Source organism: Streptomyces hyaluromycini (genome assembly GCF_002217755.1).
In the GTDB taxonomy this organism is placed as follows: Bacteria; Actinomycetota; Actinomycetes; order Streptomycetales; family Streptomycetaceae; genus Streptomyces; species Streptomyces hyaluromycini.
In genome coordinates, this window is sequence record NZ_BCFL01000016.1 from 1,528,735 (window position 1) to 1,552,671 (window position 23,937).

Annotated in this window: 26 protein-coding genes; 15 read left to right on the forward strand and 11 right to left on the reverse strand. The window is 67.7% G+C overall.

What is annotated here, in order from left to right; all coding sequences use genetic code 11:
- Positions 1–116: 116 nt before the first annotated feature.
- From SSP29_RS07130 to SSP29_RS07150, 5 genes are read right to left on the reverse strand one after another with little or no spacing between them, the layout of a single operon-like run.
- A complete protein-coding gene (locus SSP29_RS07130; RefSeq protein WP_089099564.1) occupies positions 117–713 on the reverse strand; it encodes a hypothetical protein in 597 nt (198 codons plus the stop codon).
- Positions 713–1,378, reverse strand: coding sequence for a hypothetical protein (locus SSP29_RS07135; RefSeq protein WP_089099565.1), 666 nt, complete (start codon positions 1,376–1,378; stop codon positions 713–715). Before SSP29_RS07135 ends, SSP29_RS07130 begins: the two co-directional genes overlap by 1 nt.
- Positions 1,375–2,214, reverse strand: a complete 840-nt coding sequence (locus SSP29_RS07140; protein ID WP_089099566.1) for a hypothetical protein — start codon at positions 2,212–2,214, stop codon at positions 1,375–1,377. Before SSP29_RS07140 ends, SSP29_RS07135 begins: the two co-directional genes overlap by 4 nt.
- Before the next feature lie 60 nt (positions 2,215–2,274).
- Positions 2,275–3,687: a hypothetical protein gene (locus SSP29_RS07145; RefSeq protein ID WP_089099567.1), complete on the reverse strand. Its 1,413-nt coding sequence runs from the start codon at positions 3,685–3,687 to the stop codon at positions 2,275–2,277.
- Positions 3,684–4,025 carry a WXG100 family type VII secretion target gene (locus SSP29_RS07150; protein WP_368669234.1) on the reverse strand — a complete coding sequence of 114 codons (342 nt, stop codon included), beginning with the start codon at positions 4,023–4,025 and terminating at the stop codon, positions 3,684–3,686. Before SSP29_RS07150 ends, SSP29_RS07145 begins: the two co-directional genes overlap by 4 nt.
- Before the next feature lie 269 nt (positions 4,026–4,294).
- On the opposite strand from SSP29_RS07150, the gene SSP29_RS52460 reads away from it, so the two are divergent.
- Entirely contained in the window at positions 4,295–4,609 is a 315-nt protein-coding gene (locus tag SSP29_RS52460; RefSeq protein ID WP_145968863.1) for a hypothetical protein, read from the forward strand.
- Positions 4,610–4,625: 16 nt separating this feature from the next.
- Entirely contained in the window at positions 4,626–4,958 is a 333-nt protein-coding gene (locus SSP29_RS07160) for a hypothetical protein (RefSeq protein ID WP_089099570.1), read from the forward strand.
- Positions 4,959–5,072: 114 nt separating this feature from the next.
- Here SSP29_RS07160 and SSP29_RS07165 read toward each other — a convergent pair whose 3' ends face one another.
- The 4 genes from SSP29_RS07165 to SSP29_RS07180 all read right to left on the reverse strand — a co-directional run bounded on the left by SSP29_RS07165 (position 5,073) and on the right by SSP29_RS07180 (position 8,264).
- On the reverse strand, positions 5,073–6,002 hold the full coding sequence (locus SSP29_RS07165) for a hypothetical protein (protein WP_150133688.1): 930 nt from the start codon (positions 6,000–6,002) through the stop codon (positions 5,073–5,075).
- Complete coding sequence (locus SSP29_RS07170; protein ID WP_089099571.1) at positions 5,999–6,742, reverse strand: hypothetical protein; 744 nt, start codon at positions 6,740–6,742, stop codon at positions 5,999–6,001. The genes SSP29_RS07165 and SSP29_RS07170 overlap by 4 nt, the downstream gene beginning before the upstream one ends.
- Positions 6,742–8,001, reverse strand: coding sequence for a putative T7SS-secreted protein (locus tag SSP29_RS07175; RefSeq protein ID WP_089099572.1), 1,260 nt, complete (start codon positions 7,999–8,001; stop codon positions 6,742–6,744). Before SSP29_RS07175 ends, SSP29_RS07170 begins: the two co-directional genes overlap by 1 nt.
- Positions 8,002–8,069: 68 nt before the next feature.
- Positions 8,070–8,264, reverse strand: coding sequence for a hypothetical protein (locus SSP29_RS07180; RefSeq protein WP_150133689.1), 195 nt, complete (start codon positions 8,262–8,264; stop codon positions 8,070–8,072).
- A 527-nt stretch (positions 8,265–8,791) separates the two neighbouring features.
- On the opposite strand from SSP29_RS07180, the gene SSP29_RS07185 reads away from it, so the two are divergent.
- The 9 genes from SSP29_RS07185 (at position 8,792) to SSP29_RS07225 (ending at position 16,313) form a co-directional block, all read left to right on the forward strand.
- Positions 8,792–9,466: a hypothetical protein gene (locus tag SSP29_RS07185; RefSeq protein WP_089099574.1), complete on the forward strand. Its 675-nt coding sequence runs from the start codon at positions 8,792–8,794 to the stop codon at positions 9,464–9,466.
- Positions 9,454–10,497, forward strand: coding sequence for a hypothetical protein (locus tag SSP29_RS07190; RefSeq protein WP_438363775.1), 1,044 nt, complete (start codon positions 9,454–9,456; stop codon positions 10,495–10,497). Before SSP29_RS07185 ends, SSP29_RS07190 begins: the two co-directional genes overlap by 13 nt.
- A 27-nt stretch (positions 10,498–10,524) precedes the next feature.
- Positions 10,525–11,196: a hypothetical protein gene (locus SSP29_RS07195; RefSeq protein ID WP_150133690.1), complete on the forward strand. Its 672-nt coding sequence runs from the start codon at positions 10,525–10,527 to the stop codon at positions 11,194–11,196.
- Between the two features lie 162 nt (positions 11,197–11,358).
- Positions 11,359–12,027, forward strand: a complete 669-nt coding sequence (locus SSP29_RS07200) for a hypothetical protein (protein ID WP_089099576.1) — start codon at positions 11,359–11,361, stop codon at positions 12,025–12,027.
- Positions 12,028–12,068: 41 nt separating this feature from the next.
- Positions 12,069–13,055, forward strand: coding sequence for a hypothetical protein (locus tag SSP29_RS07205; protein WP_145968864.1), 987 nt, complete (start codon positions 12,069–12,071; stop codon positions 13,053–13,055).
- A gap of 61 nt (positions 13,056–13,116) precedes the next feature.
- Positions 13,117–13,419 carry a hypothetical protein gene (locus SSP29_RS07210; RefSeq protein ID WP_089099578.1) on the forward strand — a complete coding sequence of 101 codons (303 nt, stop codon included), beginning with the start codon at positions 13,117–13,119 and terminating at the stop codon, positions 13,417–13,419.
- A 58-nt stretch (positions 13,420–13,477) separates the two neighbouring features.
- Positions 13,478–14,695 (forward strand): enoyl-CoA hydratase/isomerase family protein, encoded by a 1,218-nt coding sequence (locus SSP29_RS07215; protein ID WP_150133691.1) that lies wholly within the window; start codon positions 13,478–13,480, stop codon positions 14,693–14,695.
- 11 nt (positions 14,696–14,706) lie between these two features.
- Positions 14,707–15,600, forward strand: coding sequence for a hypothetical protein (locus SSP29_RS07220; protein ID WP_145968865.1), 894 nt, complete (start codon positions 14,707–14,709; stop codon positions 15,598–15,600).
- 23 nt (positions 15,601–15,623) lie between these two features.
- Complete coding sequence (locus SSP29_RS07225) at positions 15,624–16,313, forward strand: hypothetical protein (protein ID WP_089099581.1); 690 nt, start codon at positions 15,624–15,626, stop codon at positions 16,311–16,313.
- A 120-nt stretch (positions 16,314–16,433) separates the two neighbouring features.
- Here the strand turns inward: SSP29_RS07225 and SSP29_RS07230 are convergent, their stop codons facing one another.
- Positions 16,434–16,703, reverse strand: coding sequence for a GntR family transcriptional regulator (locus SSP29_RS07230; RefSeq protein WP_089099582.1), 270 nt, complete (start codon positions 16,701–16,703; stop codon positions 16,434–16,436).
- Between the two features lie 182 nt (positions 16,704–16,885).
- Between SSP29_RS07230 and SSP29_RS07235 the strand changes: the two genes are divergently transcribed.
- The 3 genes from SSP29_RS07235 to SSP29_RS07245 all read left to right on the forward strand — a co-directional run bounded on the left by SSP29_RS07235 (position 16,886) and on the right by SSP29_RS07245 (position 18,669).
- Entirely contained in the window at positions 16,886–17,233 is a 348-nt protein-coding gene (locus SSP29_RS07235; RefSeq protein ID WP_089099583.1) for a hypothetical protein, read from the forward strand.
- Entirely contained in the window at positions 17,233–17,610 is a 378-nt protein-coding gene (locus tag SSP29_RS07240; RefSeq protein WP_089099584.1) for a hypothetical protein, read from the forward strand. The genes SSP29_RS07235 and SSP29_RS07240 overlap by 1 nt, the downstream gene beginning before the upstream one ends.
- 366 nt (positions 17,611–17,976) lie before the next feature.
- Positions 17,977–18,669 carry a hypothetical protein gene (locus SSP29_RS07245; protein ID WP_150133693.1) on the forward strand — a complete coding sequence of 231 codons (693 nt, stop codon included), beginning with the start codon at positions 17,977–17,979 and terminating at the stop codon, positions 18,667–18,669.
- A 67-nt stretch (positions 18,670–18,736) separates the two neighbouring features.
- Here SSP29_RS07245 and SSP29_RS07250 read toward each other — a convergent pair whose 3' ends face one another.
- Positions 18,737–19,039 (reverse strand): WXG100 family type VII secretion target, encoded by a 303-nt coding sequence (locus tag SSP29_RS07250; protein WP_046726478.1) that lies wholly within the window; start codon positions 19,037–19,039, stop codon positions 18,737–18,739.
- A gap of 242 nt (positions 19,040–19,281) precedes the next feature.
- Between SSP29_RS07250 and SSP29_RS07255 the strand changes: the two genes are divergently transcribed.
- The gene (locus tag SSP29_RS07255) at positions 19,282–23,865 is read left to right on the forward strand and encodes an FtsK/SpoIIIE domain-containing protein (RefSeq protein WP_089099586.1); all 4,584 of its coding nucleotides are present in this window, start codon (positions 19,282–19,284) and stop codon (positions 23,863–23,865) included.
- Positions 23,866–23,937: the final 72 nt, after the last annotated feature.

Consider the following 23,937-nt stretch of genomic DNA (forward strand, 5'->3'; position numbering starts at 1 on the left):
CTCCGCTCTGGGGTACCGGACGGCCGGCCGGGTCAGCCGCTGGTGCTCCAGTGCCAGTTGTAGAACGGTGTTCCGCCGGCCCCGATGCCCGGAATCTCCTTCGCCCCGCGACGCGGCTAGGACGTGACCCGAACCGTCTCCGCCAGCTCGTCGGTCAGCTCGCACAGAGCGTCCGTGTGGGCCAACGCCCGCCAGGACGTGAGCAGGACGAGCCCCCACGTCTCGTCGGCGCGGATGCCGTACGCACAGGTCTCCAGCACGGTCCCCAGTCCGTCCCGGCCGACGTCCTGGACGTACGCGTGCCGTACGCGCACCGCCGGGCCCGCGGGAAGCGTACGGAGCTCGGCCTCGGGCGGGCGGTAGGAGACCGGGGTGGGGGCGGCAAGGTAGCGCTGGAGCAGGTCGACGGTCATGGCCGGGTACGTGTCGTCGGCGACCAGCGCGGACAGCTCGATCCGGGCGAGTTCGCCGAGGCGCGGCTCGGGGACGTACGACAGCGCGGCGATCGGGCCGCGCTCGTGGGAGTCGGCGGCGGCCTCGCGCAGTTCGGCGGCGAGGGCGTCGAACAGCTTCGGCACGTCGTCGTCCGGGCCGACGAGCCCCCGTGCGGCCTCCGCAGCCCACCCGCGCAGATCGACGGACGACCGCACGGGCAGCGCGACGGCGTCCTCCGGTGTCCGCATACGAACGGTGGCGGCGGCGAACTCGGGCATCAGGCCATCCATTGCAGGGTGCGGGCGACGGAGTCGAACAACGTGACCAGGGCCTCCACCAGCGGCTCCAGCGGCGGTGCCGTCGGTGTCGAGAAGGAGAGCAACAGCCGCTGGCCGCTGTGCGGGACGGCGAGGTAGACGTCCAGGTGGGCGACGGCGAGCTTGTTGCCGTCAAGGTTGCCGGGGGCGTCGGGGGCGGGCCGGCGGACGTAGCGGTGGCGTACGGCGGGGCCGGCGGGGAGGTCGACGAGGGTGACGTCGTCATCACCGACATGACCGGCGTCACCGGCGTCGTCGCGGAGGGCGAGGGAGCGGGCGATGTCGCCGAGGTCGCCGGACTCGGTGCCGGGCGAGGGCCGCAGGACGGTCACGACCAGACCCGCGGAGACGGCAACCTGGCCGAGGACCTGGTTGACGACGTACATCTCCACGCCACCGTTGGCCTGCGCGGCCTCGGCCTGTGCCCGCATCCGCTCCGCGAGCGCGGCCTCAAGCTGCGGGGTGGCCTGCGTACGCCGCAGCCCCCGCTTGACCAGCTTGTCGATGCGGTGCGTCCAGCGCTCCGGACTGTCCAGCACGATCCGCTCCCAGCCGCCGGGGACGGCAAAGCGGTAGTCGGAGGGGGGTGGGACGGGGGTGACGCGGGTTTCCGTGCCGTCGGTCATACGTCCGTTCCGCTCGCCCGGCGGCCCTGTTCGCCCCGCCCGCTGCGCCGCTCGTTCGACCGGCTCATCACAGCGGCGGCCACCGGGGTGAGGACGAGGACGGCGGCGAAGCCGAGGCAGACATACGCGGCGATGGTCCCGCCGATGGCGGACTTGCCTCCGAGCACCGGCCGGTAGTGATCCGACGGGTCGATCACCGCATGAGTCTTGGCGCCGACCATGGCCTCGTCCGTACACCGCTTGTCGTTCTTGAAGACCCTGCGGACGGTTCCGTCCGGCAGCGTGACACGGCAGTACGTGACGCGAACGCCGTGCGACGCCTGCTCGTGCAGGGGCTTCGCGTAGGTGACCGTGGTCTCCTGCCCACGCAGGTGCAGGTACCACTCGTCGGCGGTGTACGAGCCCATCCAGATCAAGGCGACATAGGCGACCGCGACGAGGCCGCAAGCCACGAGCCCTCCGAGGGACCTCCGAGTCTTGAACCCCGCCCAGGCCACGACCACACCGCAGGCAACACCGACGAAGAGCGCCGAGGAATTGAGGACGTACGTGGACAGCAAGCAGAGGACCACGCCGATGACGGCGGCCAGGAGCAGCCGCATCCACGGCCAGGCCCCTCTGCTCTCGTCCGTGCGCCGATCGCCGTCGAAATCCCACAGGCTGGAAGGGCGGGAGTGTTCCGCGAGGATGTGCTGCACGGCCGGCTCACCGCCCTCCTCCAAGGCGATTTCGCGCAGTCTCGGCAGACCGAGCCCTTTCTCCTCAAGTTCGCGCTGTCTGCTTCTCGGGAGCCGGGCGAACTGTTCGTCGACGGTCTGACCGTCTCCAGGTGCCACTTTCCTCGTTCTCTCCTCGCCCCTGCGGGCCTCGCCGTGATCCGGTGCCGACGGACGCGTTCAGCCGCCGGCGACCTTCCAGTTCCAGTTGTAGAAGGGAATACCGTTCGCCCCGAGGGGGGCGGTGTGCTTGAGACCGTCGAACTGGTTGCGTTCGACGGCGGTCGGCTCCCAGCCCGCCGAGGGGGCCAGGTTCACGATGCCCGCACCCAGCGGCACCACCTGGCTCGCCGCGTACAGGCCACCGGCCGACCACGCCTTGCCCTTGAACACCGAGTCGGAGAGACCGCGCCACTTGGGCAGGTCCTTGGTGAGGATCGGGTCCTCGGCTCCGCGCTCGGCGACGGCCGTGCGGATGTCGCTGAAGTACGCCTTGACGTTGACGGATTCCTTGACGATCGACTTCATCCTGGGCAGGACGCTGTCCGGTCCCTTGGCCAGGGCCTCGGCGATCTTGCCCGCCTTGACCCCCGAATTCGCCTGGGCGATTTCGCCGGCCAGTTTCTCCCCGACGCCCAGTCCCCGCAGGTTCAGGAACTCCCTGAGCGCCGACGATCCTCGGGCGGCGGTTGCCGCCTCCTTGAAGGTCGTCCCGAGGACCCGGCCTGCACCGAAGGACAGCACACCGACCACGTCGATGGCGACGTCCAGCCAGGTGCCCTTGCCGTCCAGCGCGGAGACGGTGTCGCAGACCAGGGCGACCACCGAGGCGATAAGGGCCAGTGCCCCGAGCACCTCACCGAGGATGGGAACCCAGCTCAGCACCAGCGCCAGGAGGCAGAGCACTCCGGCGATCGCTCCCGCCCAGTGGCCGATGTCGGCGACCCAGTCCTTCCAGTTGTCCCACCAGTGGTGCTTGGGATCCTTCAGCCCGTCGTGGTCGATGGCATCCCGGATCGCCTTCGCGGCGTACCCGGCCTGGGTGTCGCGGTAGTCGAGCGCGGCCCGAAGCTCCCGCTTCGCGGCGTCGAGCTCCCCGTCCGAGGCCTCCTTCTGCCGCTTGAGCCTCTGTTTGTCCGGGTGGTTGTCGTCACCGGACGGATGCTGATCGATCTGCTTCTGGTAGTTACTGCTGTCACCATCGGCCGCGGCGGCCTTCTTCAGCGCCGAACGCACCCGGTTCTGGGCGTGGTTGAGGGCGGTGGCCCAGTTCTCCCGCACCTGATCGGCGATGGGCTCGTAGGGCACGGAGGACCCGAGCGCCGCCCCGGCCGCCGCGTACCGCTGATGCGACTGGCTGAGCAGCTTGACGGTGTCACCGGTCTTCGTGGCGAACGCCTTCCCGGCATCCGAGTCCCACCCGTTCCCGTCGACGAGGTTGTTCAGCTTGCCGGCCTGCTCCTCGATCAGCCTGGCGGTGTCGGAGATCCGCTTCCCGAGCCGGGCGACCTCGTAGGGATCCCCCGGCGTGAACTCCCTGTCGTCGTACCGGGCCGTCTGCCAGTCGACCCCGGAGAAGTCGTGATCGCTCACTTGTCCCCCGGCTGTGCCTTGACCAGCGCGTCGGCAAGATGCTGATCGACCCCGTCGTAGGCCTTCGCCGCCTCGCCCGCGGTCTTCCCGAGAAACTCCAGCCCGTCACAGAGCTGCTTGCGCTTCTTCTTCCAGTCGTCCGCGAAGTCGCCTAGAGCATCGGCCACATCACCGGACCCGATCTCGGAGCCGTACGCGTCGACGAGATCCTTCGCATGTTCAAAGTTGGACTTCAACTTGGCGACAGACCGGCTGATCTCCCGCAGCTCGGTCGTGGACACCCTGACGTGATCCGCCACTACTACCCCCGTGAACACCTGCCTACCCGGCCGCCCCACGAGACGCAGAGGACCAGGGTCACTGTGTGTCGAGGGTTTTGGGGGCTACAACCAACGAACCGCAAAGGGAGACCAAAGGAGAGGGGCGCCGCCGGACGGACCGCACCGCCCCCACCCGGCATCCACACGGCCTTCACAACCGACCCGGTCGGACACCACACCGCGCACTGGCGAGCACCGTTTGCTGAGACGTTCGCCGTGGCGAAACCACGCACCCCACCGAAAGCGTTCGCACCCTTGACGAACTTCCTTCTCACGGGGGATCCACTGTGAAGCGCCGCACCTTGCCCGTCGCCACCGCACTCGCCGCAACCGCGGCTCTGCTGCTGACAGCTTGCGGAGGCGGGGACAGCAGCTCCAAGAACGACAACGACAAGATTGCGGGGGCCGGTACGGAAGAATCGGCTTCCCCTTCGCCGTCCACCTCCGCCTCGGCCGACAAGAACGCGCCGACATTCGCGTTTCCGTCGGACATCACAGTGACGGTGGACCGAAAGTCGACGGGAGACGTCACGAAAGACGCGATCCTGCGGGACGTGGCCGTACTCGACCCAGGCCAATATCGAGGCCTTTGGCAAGGGTGACGGCAAGACCATCAATATGAGCCGCTACTTCGGCGGGGCTGCCTTCACCTATTGGTCTCAGCGTGTTGCAACCCTCAGGAAGCAGGGCCTCACGCTCACGGGTCACTACCGGTACTACGACTTCGAGGTCACCGACGTCGCGGACGGCAGGACTGCGGCAGCCCGCTATTGCGAGGACCAGAACAAGGCGTACGGCAAGGAAATCAAGTCGAACAAGGTTCTGCGTACCAAGGCGAGCAACAAGGGCTTCGTCCTGTACACCCTGCAAGCCGCCCGGGACTCAGCCGGCGACTGGCAGGTCACACAGCAGAACTGGAAGAAGGGAGACGCGGCGTGCGTACGGGGATGAAGGCCATGTGGCCCTCCGTCCGGGCACCGGGACGACACGCGGCAACTCTCGTTGCGTGCGGGTGGACCGCTTCCCCAGCACACGCGGGTACCTGCCGTCCCTGTACCCGTGAAGTCAGTCCAGCGGAACTTCCTCCACCACCTTCTCCGCGAAGCGCCATGACCCGCGATTGCCGGAGGCCTCTGCACGGAGGCCCAGTTCCCAGGCGATCCTGGCCGCGCGCTGTTGCGACACGTCGGGATACTGCTCGGGCGGCACCTTGATGTAGCCCCGGCGGTCGGCCGGGTACGTGCGCAAAGCTTCGCGGAGCTTCTCTTCCTGCTCCTCCTGCGTGGCGCCCGAGCCACGGGCCCCGGTGAGTTTCCGGTACGCGCCGTTCCCACTGTCGTGCCGTGCGCCCGCATCGCCTCTCCGCCGGGCAGGATCCGAGCCCCGCCAAGCCGTCCAGCCCACGGCGGCGAGGGCGGCGAGGGCGAAACCCGACGACCCCAGTTCCTCACTCGTCGCATCTGCCTGCCCCGGCGTCTTCGGCCGGAGCTCGCCCTGGGGATCCTCGATGACCGTCACCTTCTGGCCGACGTCATAGAGGTCGGTCAACGTTCTCATGGCGGGTCCCGGCACCTTCGTACCGTCCTCCCGCTCCAGCGTGTAGTTGTAGTCACGCGCCTTGCGGCCCTCCGCCGCGTCACGCCACTCCTTCACCACTGTGGCGGTGACGCGCTCGCCGCGTTGCTGCAGGGTGAGATCGTCTCGCGCCATGTCCGCCACGTACACGGACATCACTGAGGTGGCCACGATGAACAACATCGTGTACGTACTCGACGTCTTCGCCCCGAGCTGCCGGACGAGCAGAACGAGGAGTACGGCGTGGACGATCCACAGAGGTACCAGGACGACAGGGCCGAAGTCGCCCGCCAGGACGAACAGGCCCGCGATGGCCGCGAGCACGTAGCCGCCGATGGCGACCGCGAGCACGACGGGGTGCCGCACCCGCCTCCCGTAGGCCTCGTCGGCCTCGTCGTGTCCAGCGTCTTCGCCGCTCATACCTGTCTCTCCGTTCCTTCGGCGTCCGGACTCCGTCTGCCTGGTCGGCGCTCGTCTTCCGGCTTGTCCGTCGAGAGCGATTTCATGATGCCGCTGAACATGTCGAGGTAGGCCGGCCAGTGGCCGGGGTCGGTGTCCTGCGTGGTGAAGACGAACAGAGCGGAACCCGGCCCGGTCTGCAACGGCACGCAGAACTGCACCTGGCGGACCGTGGCAGGGACGGGATCACCCAGGCCGAAAAGCGCCCCGGGAATCAGGAGTTCCTGCTCCCATATGCAGAGGGCGGTCATGCCGTACGGCAGCATCACGAGTCCGACCTCGGCATCGGGATACAGCTCGCTCCACTGCACGGCCGTCCGCTTCGCCGAACTCTTCCGGTCCTGGTGCTCCGGGCCCACCGGCGGTGTCTCGACAAGGACGCACAAGGTCGCCTGGGACAACTCCCCGTCGGGCATGCGCACCAGGCAGCTCGACACATGCTCGGCACCTGCGGCGATCATGGTCTGGAGGACGTATTCGCCCGACACGATCAGACTGAGCTTCTGCTCCGCCGTGGCAGTGGCACCGAACATGGCATCGGTGGCCTCCGCCATCCGCAGCATGCGCGACTCGGGGGCCTCGTCGAGGCGGAACTGGGTGAAACCCGGCGGTAGTTCGAACCACAGGTCGGGCTCGGCCGCGCCGTCCGGCAAGTCACCGGTCACCACGACGGCCGTCGTAGCCTCTTCGTGGTCGGCCATCAGCCCGTCAGCTCCCAGGCGCCGAGCCCGATGGCGCTGCCGACGGCCACGAGTCCGCCGAACTTGCCGCCACCGGTCCCCATGGTGGCGTTGCCCACGCCGGTGCCCCAGGTGGCTGCGTCGTACCGACCCGGCGTCGTTTGGTAGGCGTTGACGGCGGTCGGTGCGGTCCAAGCGAGAGTGGCGGCGGCCTGCACTCCCTCGGTGACGGTAAGGGCGGTACCGCGCGAGACACCGAGCTTCGTGGCGACGGCCATGACCGGCCTGTCGATCACGGCAGCGACGGGATCGGCGGCCTTCATGATGTTCTTGGCGGTGACGCCGGCCGTCTTGAGACCCACACGGGTGCCGGCGACCAAACCCTCCGCGCCTCGTCCCGCCTTGAAACCGGCCGTGATCCCCGACTTGGCGGCGCCGACACCCGGCACCATGCCCAGCGCGTCACCGCCCAACGTGAGCCAGTTGCCGATGTTCCCGCCCGTCGGCGGCCAGAGTCCGTCCACACCGTAAGACGCCGCGTGTGCGAAGAAAGCGAGAGCGCTCAACCCGATGGCCAACGGAGCCAGCGCCGGGCAGAAGATCGCGATCACGCCGACCACGGAGGCGGCCACCGTGATCCAGTCCGCGTGGGCCTTGATCCAGTCTCCGAGGTCGGAGAGGAGCTTGCCGACCTCCCCCGGTAGATCGGCAAGGGCCTTGCCCAGCCCTTCGAGTGCATTGCCCAGCTTGTCCCAGATGCCGGGCTCGTTCGGGGCGATGTCCATGGCGGACTTCAGTCGGCCCGCGATCTCCTTGCCGTATGCGTGGTAGTCGCCGGACATCCGGTGCCCCTGACGGCGCAGTTCCTCCAGTTCCGCTTCCTTGGCACTCACGGCGGTCCTGGCGTTCCGGACCTGCGCCTTGTGATCCTTTTCGTCCTTGGCGTCGACCGACCCGCCAGCCGCGTTGTCGAGACGGCTCACCTTGTCCTTGGCACTGCCCAACTGCCCGTCGGCCTCGGCTGCCCGGGCCTCCAGCCTCACCGCGTCCTTCTGCTTGCGTTCCATGTACGCCGCCCAGTCCTCCAGGGCGCCTGCGGCCTTGGCGAACGAATCACGGGCGTCGTCCATACGCGGCCGGAAGTCGTCGTCGAACTTCTCCCGGAACGCCTCGGCAGCCTTCCCCTTCCAATCCCCGACACCGGTGCCGTGCAGCACCTGGCAGATCTCGTCGAGCGCCTTCGCCGTCCTGCGGACCGTCCCCGCCACGTCGTCCGCCACTGCGTGGTCACCCGGGCAGGGCACGAACCCCAACGCCGGAAAATCCTCGAGCCTCGCCTCAGCCATGCCTACTTCGCGCCCCGCCCCTTGCTCGTCTCGGCGAGTTCGTGGTCCAGCTTCTCGAAGGACTCCTTCACATTGAGCAGCATCTTGGATGCCTTCTCCGAGAACTTGGTCAACTGCTTGATTCCGTACGACCACTCGTCCCCGAAGTGGTCCATCCGCTGGGCCAGCTCGGGCACCCCCATGGATTCCCCACTCACCTGTGCCATCTCACGACCGGGCCTCTTCATGAGCCCTGCTATGTGGTCGAGGTTGTGCCGCACACGGTTCAGCACCGCGTAGTCAGCCGACAAGTCACTCATTCCGCCCCCGTTACTGCATGCTCGGACCATCCGCACGAGCAAAAGATCCTATGACCGTGAACGGAGGGCACGACAGGCACGAAGGGCAAGGGAGACGTAAAAACCGCACGTGACAAGCAGACAGACGGCAAAAATACGGTAGAACGCGAAGGCAACCGGGGCAAAAGCGGGAAGAGTCCGCGCTTCCCTCCCGGTGGTTCCGTTCCAGACGCACGCAAGCCCGACCTGCCACACCCCGTTCGCCGCCTTGGGCTCCGGCTCCGCCATCCCGCGTACGAGGACACAGTCCGGATACAGAGGTGGGCGGTTGGCGCACCTTGAGCCGGGTTTTCCCTCATGTCTCACAGGTTCGCGCTGGCGAAACCGTGAACCCCGCCGATAGCGTCTGTGTCCTCGACGAACTTCATTCTCACGGGGAGTCCACAGTGAAGCGCCGCACTTTGCCCGTTGCCGCCGCGCTGGCCGCGACCGCAGCCCTGCTGCTGACGGCCTGTGGTGGCGGGGACGACAATTCCAAGAGCAACGAAAAGATCGCGGGTGCTGGCACCGGTGGCGCCAAGACGTCGGCATCACCGAGCGCATCGGACGCCGCTGCGGGCATCGACCGTCCGGCGATGACGTTCCCCTCGGACTTCGAGATGGCGTTCGACATCACCAAGCCGTCCGATGCCAAGGAGGCAGCGGCTCTGGGTGACGCAGAGAACTTCGTGCGGGCCATCAACTACGGCATCATCCGGCAGGACCCGGAGGACGCCGCGTACAAGTTCTATTCCACGGCCGGCGACACCGCTCAGACCTACGCCAAGAAGCAGATCAAGCAGTACGTCGACGGCAGCTGGACCGTCACGGGGGTCCAGCGTTACTCGCAGGGCAAGGTCGACCTGGCCGCCGACGGCAAGCGCGCGTCCGTCTCCTTCTGTGACGACGACTCGAAGTTCTACGGCAAGGAAGTCAAGTCCAAGAAGATCCTCAAGACCAGTCCCAGTGACAAGGATTACTACTACTTCGAGATCGTCATGACGGCGTCTCAGGAGGTCCGGGGCCTGTGGACCGCGGAGGACATTGAAGTGCAGACGGAGGCCACGCAGTGCAAGGCTTGAAGCGTCACACGATCGGTGTCGCCGGGTTGACCGCCGCCTTGCTTCTCGCCCCGGCGCACAGCGCCTTCGCCGGCGGCCCTGTCGACAAGGGCACGACCAACACCAAGAAGGACACCGGTCTCAAGGACGACACCCTGTACGCGGCGGTCTCCTACGACACCTCGAAGAACGGCTCCGGCTCGTCCGTGGGTCATGTCTCGGCCACAGGAACCTCCTGGACGCCTCCGGCCTGCTGGCTTGCACCCAAGTGGACGGCCGAGCAGTTCGCCAAGGAGACGGAGTCCGAGTACAAGGACGTCACGACCGACCCCAACCAGCCCAACTACGCGAAGAACGCCACATCCCAGTTTCGGGAGAAATACAAGGACGGCGAGTACAAGAACTACAACCTCGACAAGCAGGACGACGGCATGTGGTGGGGAGCGGTCGAGAATCCGAACGCGCCCATCCTCGAGAGAACAGCCTGCAATTCGACACTGCCTTTCTGGGCTGAGAACGGCGAAACCCCCAAGGTCAAGACCGCCATCTCACCGGAGATACTGGCGGGGCTCGCCTATGAACAGATCAAGGTTCCGGGCACCGAGGTGACGCTTGCTCCGAGCGGCACCACCAAGGTCAACCTGGCAACCTGGGCATGGCTGGACAAGGGAGACTTCAAACCTGTCTCCGTCACCGCGTCGATCACCGCGCCTGGTCTGAACATGCAGGCCACCACCGTGGCCAAGCCCGTCTCGCTGAAGCTTCAGCCCGGAACCGAAGACGCCGAGACCTATCCGGCTTCCGGCGAGTGCGCGATCAACGACGACGATTCGATCGGTGAGCCGTACGAGACGGGAAGGGCCCACGAGACGCCCCCCTGCGGCATCAAGTACCTGCGGTCGTCGGATGGCGGCACGTACAAACTCCAGGCCACAGTCACCTGGGAGATCACCTGGACCGGAACCGGAGGCACCGGCGGTGACCTGCCTGACGGAACCTTCGGCAACGACCAGGACGTCAGGGTTCAGGAAGCTCAAGCCGTGAATCGCTGAAAGGGATTGTCTCCTTACATGGGCAGGATGAGCCTGACCGAACGGGTACAGAGTCGTCTCGGCGTCCCCTCCCTGTGTGTCGCCTGGTGCAGGATCGGCAAGATCCCCGAACCACCCGCCGAGGTACACCAAGCGGCCGGATCCGCGCCCCTGCGCCCTGCCTTCATAAGGCCACTCGGCATCTTCGGCGTCATTCTGGGAGCACCTCTACTGTTCATCGGCACGTTGCTGAGTCCTCTCGCCGCGGGTGAAGAGGCTCTCCAACGCATGCTGTCGACCACGGGCGAACAAGAAAGGCACCGCGCCGCCAAACTCGAAGAGAAGCGGCGACAAGCGGCCATAGTCGAACTCAAGCTCGACAGGACCTTCGACGGCGACTGGAACGGTGCCGCCGGCCAGTTCCTGCTCCGCTGGTACAGCCGCTCGTCACACCACAACCGCCTGCTCGTCCTGTCCCAGGACCGCATCATTCTCGCGTCCCCGCCCAAGCGTGTCTCCATACGGCAGGAAGAACAGATACAGGTCGTCGCCGAAATTCCGGCCACGGAGGCGGTGGTCGAGGACCCCCTCGCCGGGCTTCACGCGAGCGACCTGCTGCGCGTCCGGTTCCGCGACGGCTCCTGGCTCACGGTCGTCACCGAGGAGACGCGTAGTGAGGTGCACATGCACCTCCTGAGGCAGACCAGGACGGAGGGCTGAGCACAAACCGGCAGAGGCACGATCAGGAAACGGACCAGCCACACAGTGTCCGGTTCGCGCCACATTGACCATGTTGGCAAGGAAGTTCGCGCTGGCGAATCGAGAACCTCGCAGATAGCGTTTGTGTCCTTGCCAAACATCTGTCTCACGGGGGAGTCCACAGTGAAGCGCCGCACCTTGCCCGTTGCCGCCGCGCTCGCCGCGACCGCAGCACTGCTGCTGACGGCGTGCGGAGGCGGGGACGACAGCTCCAAGGGCAACGACAAGATCGCGGGGGCCGACGGAACGGGAGGCTCCACCTCTCCATCGCCGTCCGCCTCAACCTCCGCCTCGACCGAGAAGAACGCGCCGAGTTTCGACTTCCCGTCGGACATCACGGTGGTCGTCGATCGGGAGTCGACGGGAGATGCCACCAAGGACGCGGTTCTGCGCGACCTGGCGTACGCGGCCGAGGCCCGGCTCGAGGCTTTCGCCAAGGGGAACGGCCAGACCGCCAACCTGAATCGCTACTTTGCGGGATACGCCCGTACCTACTGGATCGGCAGGGTTGCGGAGCTCAAGAAGCAAGGGCTGACCGTTACGGGACACTATCGGTACTTCGATTTCGAGGTCACCGACATCGCCAACAGCAAGACAGCAGCCGTCCGATACTGCGAGGACCAGAGCAAGGCGTACGGCAAGGTCATCAAGACTCAAAAGGTGCAGGTCACCAAACCGAGTGACAAGGATTTCGTCCTCAACACGCTCCAGGTCGCGAAGGACTCTGCAGGCGACTGGCAGGTCACGCGGCAGAGTTGGAAGAAGGGTGACGCCTCGTGCGTGCGGGGGTAGGTGTCCGAGCCGCTCGTCCCGCTTTTCGGACGGCGGCGGCCGTGAGCCTGGTCGTCGCGCTGGGAGCGGGCGCTCCGGCGTATGCGGGTGACCCCTCCTACGGCGGTGACGAGGGCGACGTCCAGCCGACCCCACCCAGCTCCGGCACCGACTCAGGTGGCAGCTCCGGGACCGGAACCATCGGCGCCCATATCCAGATCAGTCAAAGCAAGACCGGCGGCTCAAGCAACTCCACCTCGAAGGCCACGTCCTCCAACGCCAACTGGAAACCCCCCGTCTGCTGGTACGAGCCCATGTACACGCCGGACGAGTACGAGGACTTCATCAAGTCCTCGTACAAGGGAGCCCAGGAACCGGCGGCGAGCTACGCCAAGAAGCGCGCCGACGAGGACTACCACAAGGGCGACAAGGGCCTGTGGTGGCAGGTGCAGTTCCGGAACGACGACTACACCGACGCCTGTCCCGTGACCCCGGCCAACTGGGAGATCTGGGTCCCGCCCGCCCAGCCGAAGGCGGACCCCAACCAGCTGACCCCGGAGATCCTCTCCGAACTCGCTTACAACTCCACGAAGTTGCCGAAGCCGCCCGTGGTGCTGAGCCCGAGCCCGGACCGGCTCAAGGTGAACCTCGGTACGCGGGTGAAGTTCGAGGGTGACTTCGATCGCGTCTGGACGACCGCCAGCATCAACTACAAGGGTGTCCAGATGGCCGCGACGACCGTCGCGACCCCCCTGGCGCTCAAGGTCGAGGCCGGCACGGCGGACGCCGACCCGCAGTCGTGCACGTACGACCTGGTCAAGGGCGACAACGGGTACACGGTCGACAGCAAGGACGCCGGCTGCAACGTCACTTACCTGCGTTCGTCAGGTACCGGCACCTACCCCTTCAAGGCGTCGATCACCTGGAAGGTGACCTGGACGGACTCGGCCGACCCCGACGGACCCGCACGGCAGCCGGGCCTGCCCGACGGCCTGTCCACGTACGAGCAGAACGTGACCGTGAAGGAAATCCAGGCGGTCAACCGCTGATGAGACGCAAGCGGCCCGCCGAGTTCCGGCTCAGGGCCGCTCCAGGAGACCGGAATCCGACATGAGTGACCTGCGCCTCGAAGACACGATCTTCCAGGACCTGAAGAAGACCTTCTCGTCCATCAGCGACCGCATGGAGACCACCCGCCGCACGCTCCGCAGCGCGGACGCCTCGGCCGTCGGCGAGAAGCAACTCGTCGAAGACGTCCAGGACTTCGCCGACGACTGGGGCTACGGCATCAAGCAGCTCGGCAAGCACACCCAGGGTGCCGTGAAGATGATCAACAAGATCGGGGAGAGCTTCGGCAAGCTCGACCTGGACCTGGCCGAGTCCCTCAAGGCTCCGCAGCAGAAGGGCAAGTGACGTGGCTGGGCAACGGCCGGCCTTCCCCCACATAGGCTGGGATCCCACGCCGGGAAGCGTGGAGGACACCCGGGACCTCGCCAAGCAGCTCGGCAAACTGGCCGGCGAGCTGGGTACGGCGCTCGGAGAGCTGGAGCGCATCGAGACCGGTGCCTGGAAGGGCAAGACCGCGGTCGCCTTCAGCGAGTACGTCGGCAAGGACGTCACCCCGCTCATCCGCAAGAGCCACGAGTCCTTCGACAAGGCATCGCGTGCGCTGCACCGCTGGGCCGACGACCTCCAGGAGTTCCAGGTCCGGGCGGACCGGCTGGAGAAGAGCGCCGGGGACAAACTCGACGCCAAGGCGGAGGCGCAGGGCAAGGCCGGCAGCGACGGCAGCATGGAACTGGGCAAGGCGTCCAGCGCGGTGGACGGGGTCATCCAGAAGGTCCACGAACTGGAGGAGGACTACCGGGCGGCCGCCCGCCAGGTCAGCAAGGAGCTGGACAAGGCCGGCGACATCGCCCCCGACGAGCCCGGCTTCTGGGACAAGCTGGGGCACGGGATCGCGAACGCGTGGGATGCCACGGGTGACTGGCTCAAGGAACATGCCGACCTGATCAAGGAAATCGGCGACATCCTCAGCGACGTCACCGCGATCCTCGGCGTGCTGGCCATCATCACTCTGCCCTTCGAACCTCTCGGCGCGATCTTCGGTGCTGCGGCGGTTCTCACCAGCGGAATGGCGCTGCTGGCGCACTCGGTCGCCAAGGCAAGCGGTGCTGACGTCAGTTGGCTCACCATGGGCACGGACGCACTGGGGCTGCTGCCAGGTATCGGCCTCCTCGGAAAGGGCGCCAAGGTGGCCAGCAAGGCAGCCGCGGCCGAGCGGATCGCGGAATTCGGCAGTGGCTTCAAGGTGTCCGGCATCGAGCGCGCCTTCAACGTGATCGCAACGGGCGACATGGCAAAATCGGTCGAGGGCGGTGTCGGCCTGCTGGGCAGGCGGATCGTCCTGGGCGGTGCGGGGAAGGACCTCGGACTGCTGTCCCATGAGAGCGGTGCGATGAGCCGCCTGGCCGGGCTCGCCGAGGCGGGGTATCACCAAGGCCAGTGGCTCGGTACCAAGGGCCTGGCGCTCGCCGGCGAGAAGTTCACGGTCGACCCGTTGAGCAAACTGGGCAGAGGGATCGATGTGGCAGGCAAGGTGCTCCCCAAGGGGATCAGCATCGGCCTGCACAGCGGTGACTCGGCCAACCCGGGCGACAGCCTCCAGCAGTCCGCCACAGCACATTGAGGCACGAGAAGATGACGAGATGGCAACCTGACCCCGACGAGACCCTGCTCGCGCGCTGCGGAGTGAGTTTCGCCACCGGCGTCGCCACACCTGTGTCCGGGATGCGCTGGTTCAGGGACACGACGCGACGGGACATCCAGGGCGAGCTGCCGGGCTGGCCGGCGGGTCCGGAATTCACCGCCCGCGCCAAGAGCGAGAGCCGCCTGCGTGAGGGGGGCAAGTTCGGTGCTCGCTTTCTGCTCGTGGCGACCCTCGGCGTCCTTGAATCGCTGGCCGGGTCGGGCAGCACAGGAAACGTCTCGCGGCTCGGACAGCCAGAGGAGCCGGAGAACGAGGTCGAGGACTTCCCCGTCATGTGGGCGGCTCCCGGGAGCCTCGCCCGTACCCTCCCGTGGCAGCTCGACCCCGGACGGCGTCCCGACACCGATCGAACCCATCTGGTGGTGACGGACCGGCGGGTCCTCGTCCTCGGACTGCTGGACGACAAGAGCGCTCCCCATGACGAGGTCCTGTGGGAGACCGAACGGTCCAACATCAGCACCGTGAAACGGATGAAGTTCAGCCAGTACAAGGTGGACTTCAAGCTCGTGTTCGCCGACGGATCATGGAGTCGCCTCGCGGGTTGGAACACCAATTGCCGTGACGATGTCACCCGGCCCCTGGCCACCAGTCCTGAACTGGTGTCCGGCGACGCGCTGACAGAGGGGCAACAGCGGACCGTCGCGGAGTTGCTGGAGCGCCAGAAGGGACCCGGCGATCTCGTGATCAGTCGTCGGCCGAGCGGCCACTTCCTCGCCGACTATCTGAGGACCAGCACGATCGATCCCGACTACGGAGTCAGCAGCGACTTCTGCCTGATGGGCGCCGACGGCGAAGACGTTCCGTTCCAAGAGGGCGACCTCTAAACCGGATTGGAAGCGGAAACCCAGTGACCACGCCTCTCATAACGGTCGAAGCGGATGTCCCTCCCCTGACGTTCGACGTCCCCGAGGGCTTCTTCACCCTCCCCCTGGCAGCCGAGCCCGAAGCGCGGGCCGCACTGTCCGACACCTTCGTTCGGGACCTCTACTCCCAGGGCGACGAAGCGCTGTGGAACCCGGCCGCCCCGTACTACGCGGCCCTGGCCGAGCAACTGGCCCTCAGTGGTGTTTCGTACTCGGCCCTGGGTTTGTTCTCCACCGAAGACGACGGCGTCGTCCAGTGCGCGTTCACCGTGGCGGCTGTCGAAACCGATCATGCAGACCCCGAAACGGCGGCACACGGAATCCTGGTCGCCCTGTCCCGTGATCCGCACCACGACACGCGCTGGATGGATCTCCCCTGTGGCCCCGCGGTCTCCTGCGTGACCATGCGCGAGGTGACACTCTCACCGGAACTCACTGCCGATCACACGGAGAAACAGCTCCTGACCGGGCAGATCCAGGTCCATATCCCGTTCCCGACCGGCCCTTACACCGCCGTATTCACGCTCCACACGGCTTCCACCGAATACTGGAACGAATTCTGCGACGGAACGGTGGCGATCCTGCGGACGGTGTCATTCCCCGCTCCTGAAAACGACACGGACTCAGCAGGACAAGGTAACAGCGGAGCTGGCGAGTCGGCCTTGGGCAACTGAGCGCCCCAGACTGGCACGCCCGGCGCTCGCGTCCTGAGAAGGAGCGAGGCGGATCGCAAGTTGCTGCTGCCGAGAAGCCAACAGGACGGCAGGGACCGCGCAACGCGATGCACAGCCCATTCAGACGTTCGACCCATCCCCTTCGCGGGCGTCAGCGTCTGATTCCGGCATCCCAATGACGTACGTCCCCTTCGCGGGCAGTGTCGCGACCAGCCCTCGTTTGCGAAGTTCGACGATGGCACGGCGCACAGTGCCGATGCTCACGCGGTACAGATCCGTCATGGCTCGCTCACCAGGCAGTGCAGCACCCTGCGGCAGCTTTCCAGAAGCGATGTCTGCCGCGATGGCGTCGGCGAGTTTCACGTACTCATAGCGCGGAAGCTCGGTCATGTCTCCACCGTGCCGCAACCCTACGCACATCGCAGGAGTAGAACGCGTCCCACCGCAGTGGGACGCTGAATATATCTGGAGGGTGCGGGGGGACGCAGTTACCGGTATGGTCGAAATGACAGGACCCCGGCGAGGTGGCTAGACCTCCCGGGGCATGGCCAACGCTTACCAGGAGCGTCGACATGCACGACCTTATCCCCCGCACCCTCCAATGGCTGCGCCTCCTGTTCACCCCCGGAACCGGGAAACGTCGCCGTCGTCCTCATCGCCCGCCCTTCCCCCACCTGCACCTCACCCTCGTACGCTGCCCCCTCACCGCCGAGCACCCGCACCTCCCCAACCACCGCTCGCCGTACGGCCTCGCCGCCTTCCTCGACGGCACCGACTCCGCGCTGGTCCGCCCCTACCTGACCGCCTACGAGCGCGAGGCCGCCCTCCAGCAGCGCCGCCGCCTCGCCCTCGTACTCGCCGCCGACTTCGGGATCGACCTGGACCAGCACGTGATCGGCGCGCCGGAGGTGGCCGCGTGATGGAACGGGCCAACAGCCACGCGCACACCCCGGCCTCCCCCCGGCTCCTCCCTTGGCCCAACCCCGAGGGCAAGCCGTGCTACCTGGTCACGGACAACAACGGCGGGTATCTCAGCCGTCTTGCCGACGACTTGGAGGCCGCCCAGCTCGCCACCGGTACCGATGTCCTCGGCCGTGCCCGCCAGGTGCTGGACGACCCGATGTCGCCGTACACGGAGGTCCGCTACGCCGGCATCCGCCTCGCTGAATGCCTCAACGACGCGCTGCGCGTCGCCGAGTCACGGGGCATGCGCCTGGTCGTACCGGACGATGAGGAGGACCGCGAAAGCGCCCACGAGCGGGCAGCGCCGAACGCGGGTAGCGGCCTACGGGCGTGACTTCGAGGTGTCGGAGGAGCCGGGACTTTCCCCCTCTGGCGAGTGCGCCGTCAACGCCGACGGCTCCTCCAGCGAGACCTACTCCGGGAGACGCGGACGGAACGCCGTCCAACGGATTCAGGCACCTGCGTTCTTCCGGTGTCAGCGTCTTCAAGCTTCGGGCGAGGATCGCCTGGCAGGTCTCCCGGACGGGCACCGGGAGCGCAGGGGGAAGACCTGCCCGACGGTACCTTCGGGACCACGCAGGACGTCACCGTTCCGGAAATCCAAACCGTCAACTGCTTCGCGCTGCGGGGTCAGTTTCACGACCGGAGTCGCCACCTGCGTCGCAGGTATGCGGCAAACGACATGGAAGGTGGGACGGTTTTGCCCACGAGCACCGACCGCACGATACGGGACCGGCTCGGCGTCACTCCCGACGCGGCAGCCTGGTGCACGATCGGCAGGATTCCCGAACCACCCGACGAGGTACACCGGGTGGCAGGGTCGGCGCCCTTGCGCCCTGCCTCCATGAGGCCGCTCGCCATGCTCGGCGTCACACTCGGCACGCCCCTGCTGTACATCGGCAAGTTGCTGAGTCTCCTCGGCGCGGGTGAAGAGGCTCTCAAGCGCATGCTGTCGACCACTGGTGAACAAGAGCGACACCGCGCCGCCAAACTCGAAGAGAAGCGGCGCGACGAGGCCGTCGTCGAACTCGGGCTCGACAAGACCTTCGACGGCGACTGGAACGGTGCCGCGGGCCGTCTCCTGCTGCAGTGGTACAGCCATTCCTCCCACCACCAACGACTGGTCGCGCTCGCCGGGAACCGCATCCTGCTGGCCGCTCCTCCCCAGCGCGTGTCAGTGCGCCGGGACGCCTTCATGCAGGTGATCGCCGAAATCCCCGTCGCAGAGGCCGACCTTGTGGACCCGCTGCCCGCGTACAGGAACGACAGGCTGCGCCTGCGTTTCAAGGACGGCTCGTGGCTCACCCTGATCACCGAGGAGTGGCGCAGCGAGCTCCACAGGTACCTGAGGCGTCATCAGCAGTCGGACGACTCCCGGGCCGCCGAAGCCTGACAGCCGGGTGCGACGGAGCACATCACACGCTCCGTCGCACCCAGCCGTTCGACGACCTCGGACTTTACTAACCCTTGGCCTGCTTCGCCAGCTGGTCGTCCAGCTGCTCGTACGCTTCCTTGGCCTTCTTCAGGAAGTCGGACAGCCCGTGCAGGCCCTGGATCGTCTTCGTCGCGCCCTTCGTGAAGTCCTTCATGGAGTCGTCGTACGCTCCCGAGGCCTTCTGGGTGGTGAAGCCGTTCTCCACCAGCGCGGAAACGCGCTTCTCGACGTTCTTGATCTTGTCCTCAAGCTCGTGCATGTCCTTGATCAGGTCGCCCGCGACCTTCTCCATCTCCGCATATGTGAGATCCGTGTCTTTACTGGCCATGACGGCTTCCTCCCGTTGGTGTGGCCTCAGGGCCTTCCCCCGTGGCACCGATCGCGCGGATCCTTTGGCCATGACATGGCCGTCCGCACGAGCAAAGATCCTACGGGGGTGACGCGTGCGACCGCACGGTCCTTGTGCGGCGGAATCGTGAACCACGCACATCCCGTTGCACCCGGGAAAGTGCGGGCGGCTAAGGTCACTTCCACTGTGTTGGGTGCTCTCGGTGTGTTGGGGGACGGAACGTGCGCCTGAGTCTGACCGTCGTCGACCCGGTCGGCGGTGCCACCGCCGACGTGGTGCTCGACGCAGATCCCGAGTCGACCGTCGGTGACGTCGCAAGGGAGTTGGCCCGGCAGGTCGGTCTGGGATATCCGGACGGCAGCGAGGGCGGCGCCCAGGTCATACCCATCGGCGCGCACCGGCAACAGGCCGCCGCCGTCCACTTCTCCGGTCCGCACGCCTACGTCGACGGGTACGCCCTCGACCCCGCCGCCACCGTCGTCGGCTCGCCCCTCCGGGACGGTGTCGTCGTCAGTCTCCACGACCCCGCCGGGTGCCTGCTCGGCGAGCCCACCGGTGTCGTGGAGTTCCGGGTCGCCGGCGGTCCCGCCGCCGGCGCCGTGCACCGGCTCGGGGTCGGCCGGTACGACATCGGTAGCGGGCCTGCCTCCCACCTCCGCGTCGAGGACCCCGAGCTGCCCGCCCGCGCCGCCACCCTCACCATCGCCATCGACGGCACCTGCAAAGTGCGGACCCACATCGATGACGTGCGGTTGGACGGGGAGGAGTTCAAGGGGGACGGGGACTGGGTCCTCGGCGGACAACTCGCGCTCGGGAACACCCTGCTGGAGATCACCGGGTACGCCCCGCCCAACGCCGCCCTCAAGTGGTCCGACGACGGTGCCGGGCTCGACTACAACCGGCCCCCGCGGCTGCGCCCCGCCGACCGGCAGACGCACTTCTCGCTGCCCAACCCGCCCGGCGACTACGAGGCCCGTCCGCTGCCCTGGCTGATGGCGCTGCTGCCGCTGGTCGGCGCGGTCGTGTCCGTCTTCATGTTCCATCGCTGGTACTACCTGATCATGGCCGTGATGAGCCCGATCATGCTCTTCGGCAACTACTTCATGGACAAGAAGCACGGCAGGAAGTCACACGCCAAGCAGCTCAAGGAGTACAAGGAGCACAAGGCGCGGATCGAGGAGGAGGCGCAGGAGGCGCTTGTTGCCGAACGGTCCGAGCGGCGGGGCGCGGTGCCGGATCCGGCGGCCGTGCTGACGTACGGGACGGGGCCGCGGACGCGGCTGTGGGAGCGGCGGCGCACCGACGCCGACCATCTGCTGATCAGGTTCGGCACCGGGCGCGTGCCCTCCGAGGTCGAGCTGGACGACCCCGAGCAGGACGAGCACAAGCGCAAGGTCCGCTGGTACATCGAGGACGCCCCGGTCGGTCTGTCGCTGCGCGACCTCGGGGTGATCGGGGTCGCCGGGCCGGGGGATTCGGCACATGCGCTGGGCCGTTGGGCCGTCGCCCAGACCGCCGTCCTGCACAGCCCCATGGACGTGCAGTTCTACGTCCTCACCGACAACGACGCCGGTAATCGTTGGGACTGGGTGCGCTGGCTGCCGCATGCCCGGCCGAGCGGCGGCCAGGACGTGAACGTCCTCATCGGCACCGACTCCGAGACCGTCGGCGCCCGCGTCGGCGAGCTCACCCAGCTCCTCGACGGCCGGCAGAAGGCCTTGCAGCAGGGCGGGCGCAGCAAGATCGACGGGCCCGCCTTCTCCGACCCTGACATCGTGGTGGTGTGGGACGGGTCGCGGCGGCTGCGGTCCATGCCCGGTGTCGTACGGCTGCTGAAGGAAGGACCGGGCGTCGCCATCCGCTCCATCTGCCTCGACGAGGAGGAACGCTTCCTTCCCGGCGAGTGCCAGGGTGTGGTGGTCGCCGAGCCGCGGGCCAGTAAGGAGACCGCCGCCCAGGCATCGCCCGTGCCACAGCAGCAGGCAGCCGGCGGCTTCCCCTCCTTCCAGGCCTGGCATCCCCAGCACGGCGGCGGCGGTGAGGAACAGGCCCCGCAGGACCTGGAGTTGCGACTGCGCGTCGAGCAGAGCGGGGCGCTGCGCAAGCTGAACGTACGGCCCGACTTCGTCTCCGCCGCCTGGTGCGGCCGGCTCGCCCGCTCGCTCTCCCCGCTCCGGGACATCAGCGGCGAGAGCGAGGACTCCGCGCTGCCCGGCGCGAGCCGGCTGCTCGACGTGCTCCAGCTGGAGCCGCCCACGCGGGACGCGATCGCCGCGCGGTGGCGGATGGGCGGGCAGTCGACGATGGCGGTCGTCGGGGAGTCGTACGACGGGCCGTTCGGCATCGACCTGCGACGGGACGGGCCGCACGGGCTCATCGCCGGTACCACCGGTTCCGGCAAGTCCGAGCTGCTGCAGACCATCGTGGCCGCGCTGGCCGTCGCCAACACCCCCGAGAACATGACCTTCGTGCTCGTCGACTACAAGGGCGGCTCGGCGTTCAAGGACTGCGTGAAGCTGCCGCACACCGTGGGCATGGTGACCGACCTCGACGCCCACCTCGTGGAGCGGGCCCTGGAGTCGCTGGCGGCGGAGCTGAAGCGGCGCGAGCACATCCTCGCCGCGGCCGACGCCAAGGACATCGAGGACTACCAGGACCTGGTGAAGAGGGATCCGTCCCGGGCGCCGGTGCCCCGACTGCTCATCGTCATCGACGAGTTCGCGTCGATGGTGCGTGATCTGCCCGACTTCGTCACGGGGCTGGTCAACATCGCCCAGCGAGGGCGGTCGCTCGGGATCCATCTGCTGCTCGCCACCCAGCGGCCCTCCGGTGTCGTGTCGCCCGAGATCCGCGCCAACACCAACCTGCGGATCGCGCTGCGCGTGACCGACGCCGGTGAGTCGACCGACGTCATCGACGCGCCCGACGCCGGGCACATCGCGAAGAGCACGCCGGGCCGGGCGTACGTCCGGCTCGGGCATGCCTCGCTGGTTCCCTTCCAGTCGGGGCGGGTCGGCGGAAGGCGGCCGGGGGCGGCGGACCCGGCCACGCTCGCGCCCTGGGCCGGGGCGCTGTCCTGGCAGGACCTCGGGCGGGCCGCGCTGCGCAAGCCGAAGTCCGAGGCGAAGGAGGACGACGAGATCACCGACCTGAAGGTGCTCGTCGACGCCGTGCGCGAGGCCAACACCGCCCTCAGGATCCCGGCCCAGCACTCGCCGTGGCTGCCCGCCCTCGACGACATGCTGCTGCTCGACGACGTACCGGCCGTGCAGGCGCAGGGCGCGCTGCCCGCCGCCGCGTACGGTGTCGAGGACCTGCCCGCCGACCAGGCCCGCCGTGCGGTCGCCGTCGACTTCGCGACCTTCGGGCATCTGATCATCGCCGGCGCCCCGCGCACCGGGCGGTCCCAGGTGCTGCGCACCATCGCCGGTTCGCTGGCCCGCACCAACTCCTGTGCCGACGTGCACCTGTACGGCATCGACTGCGGCAACGGCGCGCTGAACGCGCTGACCCGGCTGCCGCACTGCGGTGCCGTCGTCAGCCGCAACCAGACCGAGCGGGTGGAACGGCTCATGGCCCGCCTCTCCGGGGAGCTGAGCCGCCGTCAGGAACTGCTTGCCGACCGGGGGTTCGCGGACATCGGCGAGCAGCGGGCGGCCGTACCGGAGGCGGAGCGGCTGCCGCACATCGTGCTGCTCCTGGACCGCTGGGAGGGCTGGCTGCCCACCCTCGGCGAGCTGAACCACGGCGACCTCACCGACAAGATCATGGTGATGATGCGGGAGGGCGCGAGCGTCGGCATCCATCTCGTCCTCACCGGCGACCGGCAGATCCTGGCCGGCCGGATCTCCTCCCTCACCGAGGACAAGTACGGTCTGCGGCTCGCCGACCGTGCCGACTTCTCGATGCTGGACATCAACTCCCGCAAGGTTCCCGAGGAGATCCCGCCCGGCCGGGCCTTCCGCAGCGAGACGGCCGCCGAGACGCAGTTCGCGCTGCTCTCCGCGGACACCACCGGTCAGGGTCAGGCCGCGGCGATCGTCGCGATCGGCGAGGCGGCCGACGCCCGCGACGCGCAGGTGCCGCGCTCCCGGCGGCCGTTCCGGGTGGACGTGCTGCCGGGCCGCATCTCCTTCGAGGACGCCTGGGCGATGCGCGACCCGGCTGCGGCGGCTTCTCCGCTGTGGGCCCTGGTCGGGGTCGGCGGCGACGAACTCACCGCCTTCGGACCGGACCTGGCGCAGGGCGTGCCCGCCTTCGTGATCGGCGGTCCCGCCAAGTCCGGCCGCTCCACGACCCTGTTGGGCTTCGCCCGCTCCTACCTGGCCAACGGCGTGCGGATCGTGGTCGCCGCGCCCCGGCAGTCGCCGCTGCGCGAACTCGACGGCCGGGACGGCGTGCTGAAGGTCTTCACCGGCCGGGACGTGGACGAGGACGAGCTGACGGAGGTGCTGGCGTCGGCGTCCCCCGCCGAGCCGATCGTCGTGCTGGTCGACGACGCCGAGGTGCTGGACGACTGCGACGCCGAGGACGTCTTCAAGCGGATCGTGGAGAGCGGCACCGAGCAGGGGCTGGCCGTCGTCATCGCCGGTGACGAGGACGAGATCTGCGACGGCTTCTCCGGCTGGCAGGTCGACGCCAAGAAGGCCCGCCGGGGCATCCTGCTCTCCCCGCAGGAGTCCGGCTCCGGCGAGCTGATCGGCATCCGGACCACCCGCGCCATGGTGGGCGGGCCGATCCAGCCCGGCAAGGGCATGCTGCACCTGGGCAGCGGGGAGCACGTCACGGTGACGACCCCGCAGTAGTACGCCAAGGCCGGGGAACCCTTGCAGTACGCCAAGGCCGGGGAACCCTTGCAGTACGCCAAGGCCGGGGAA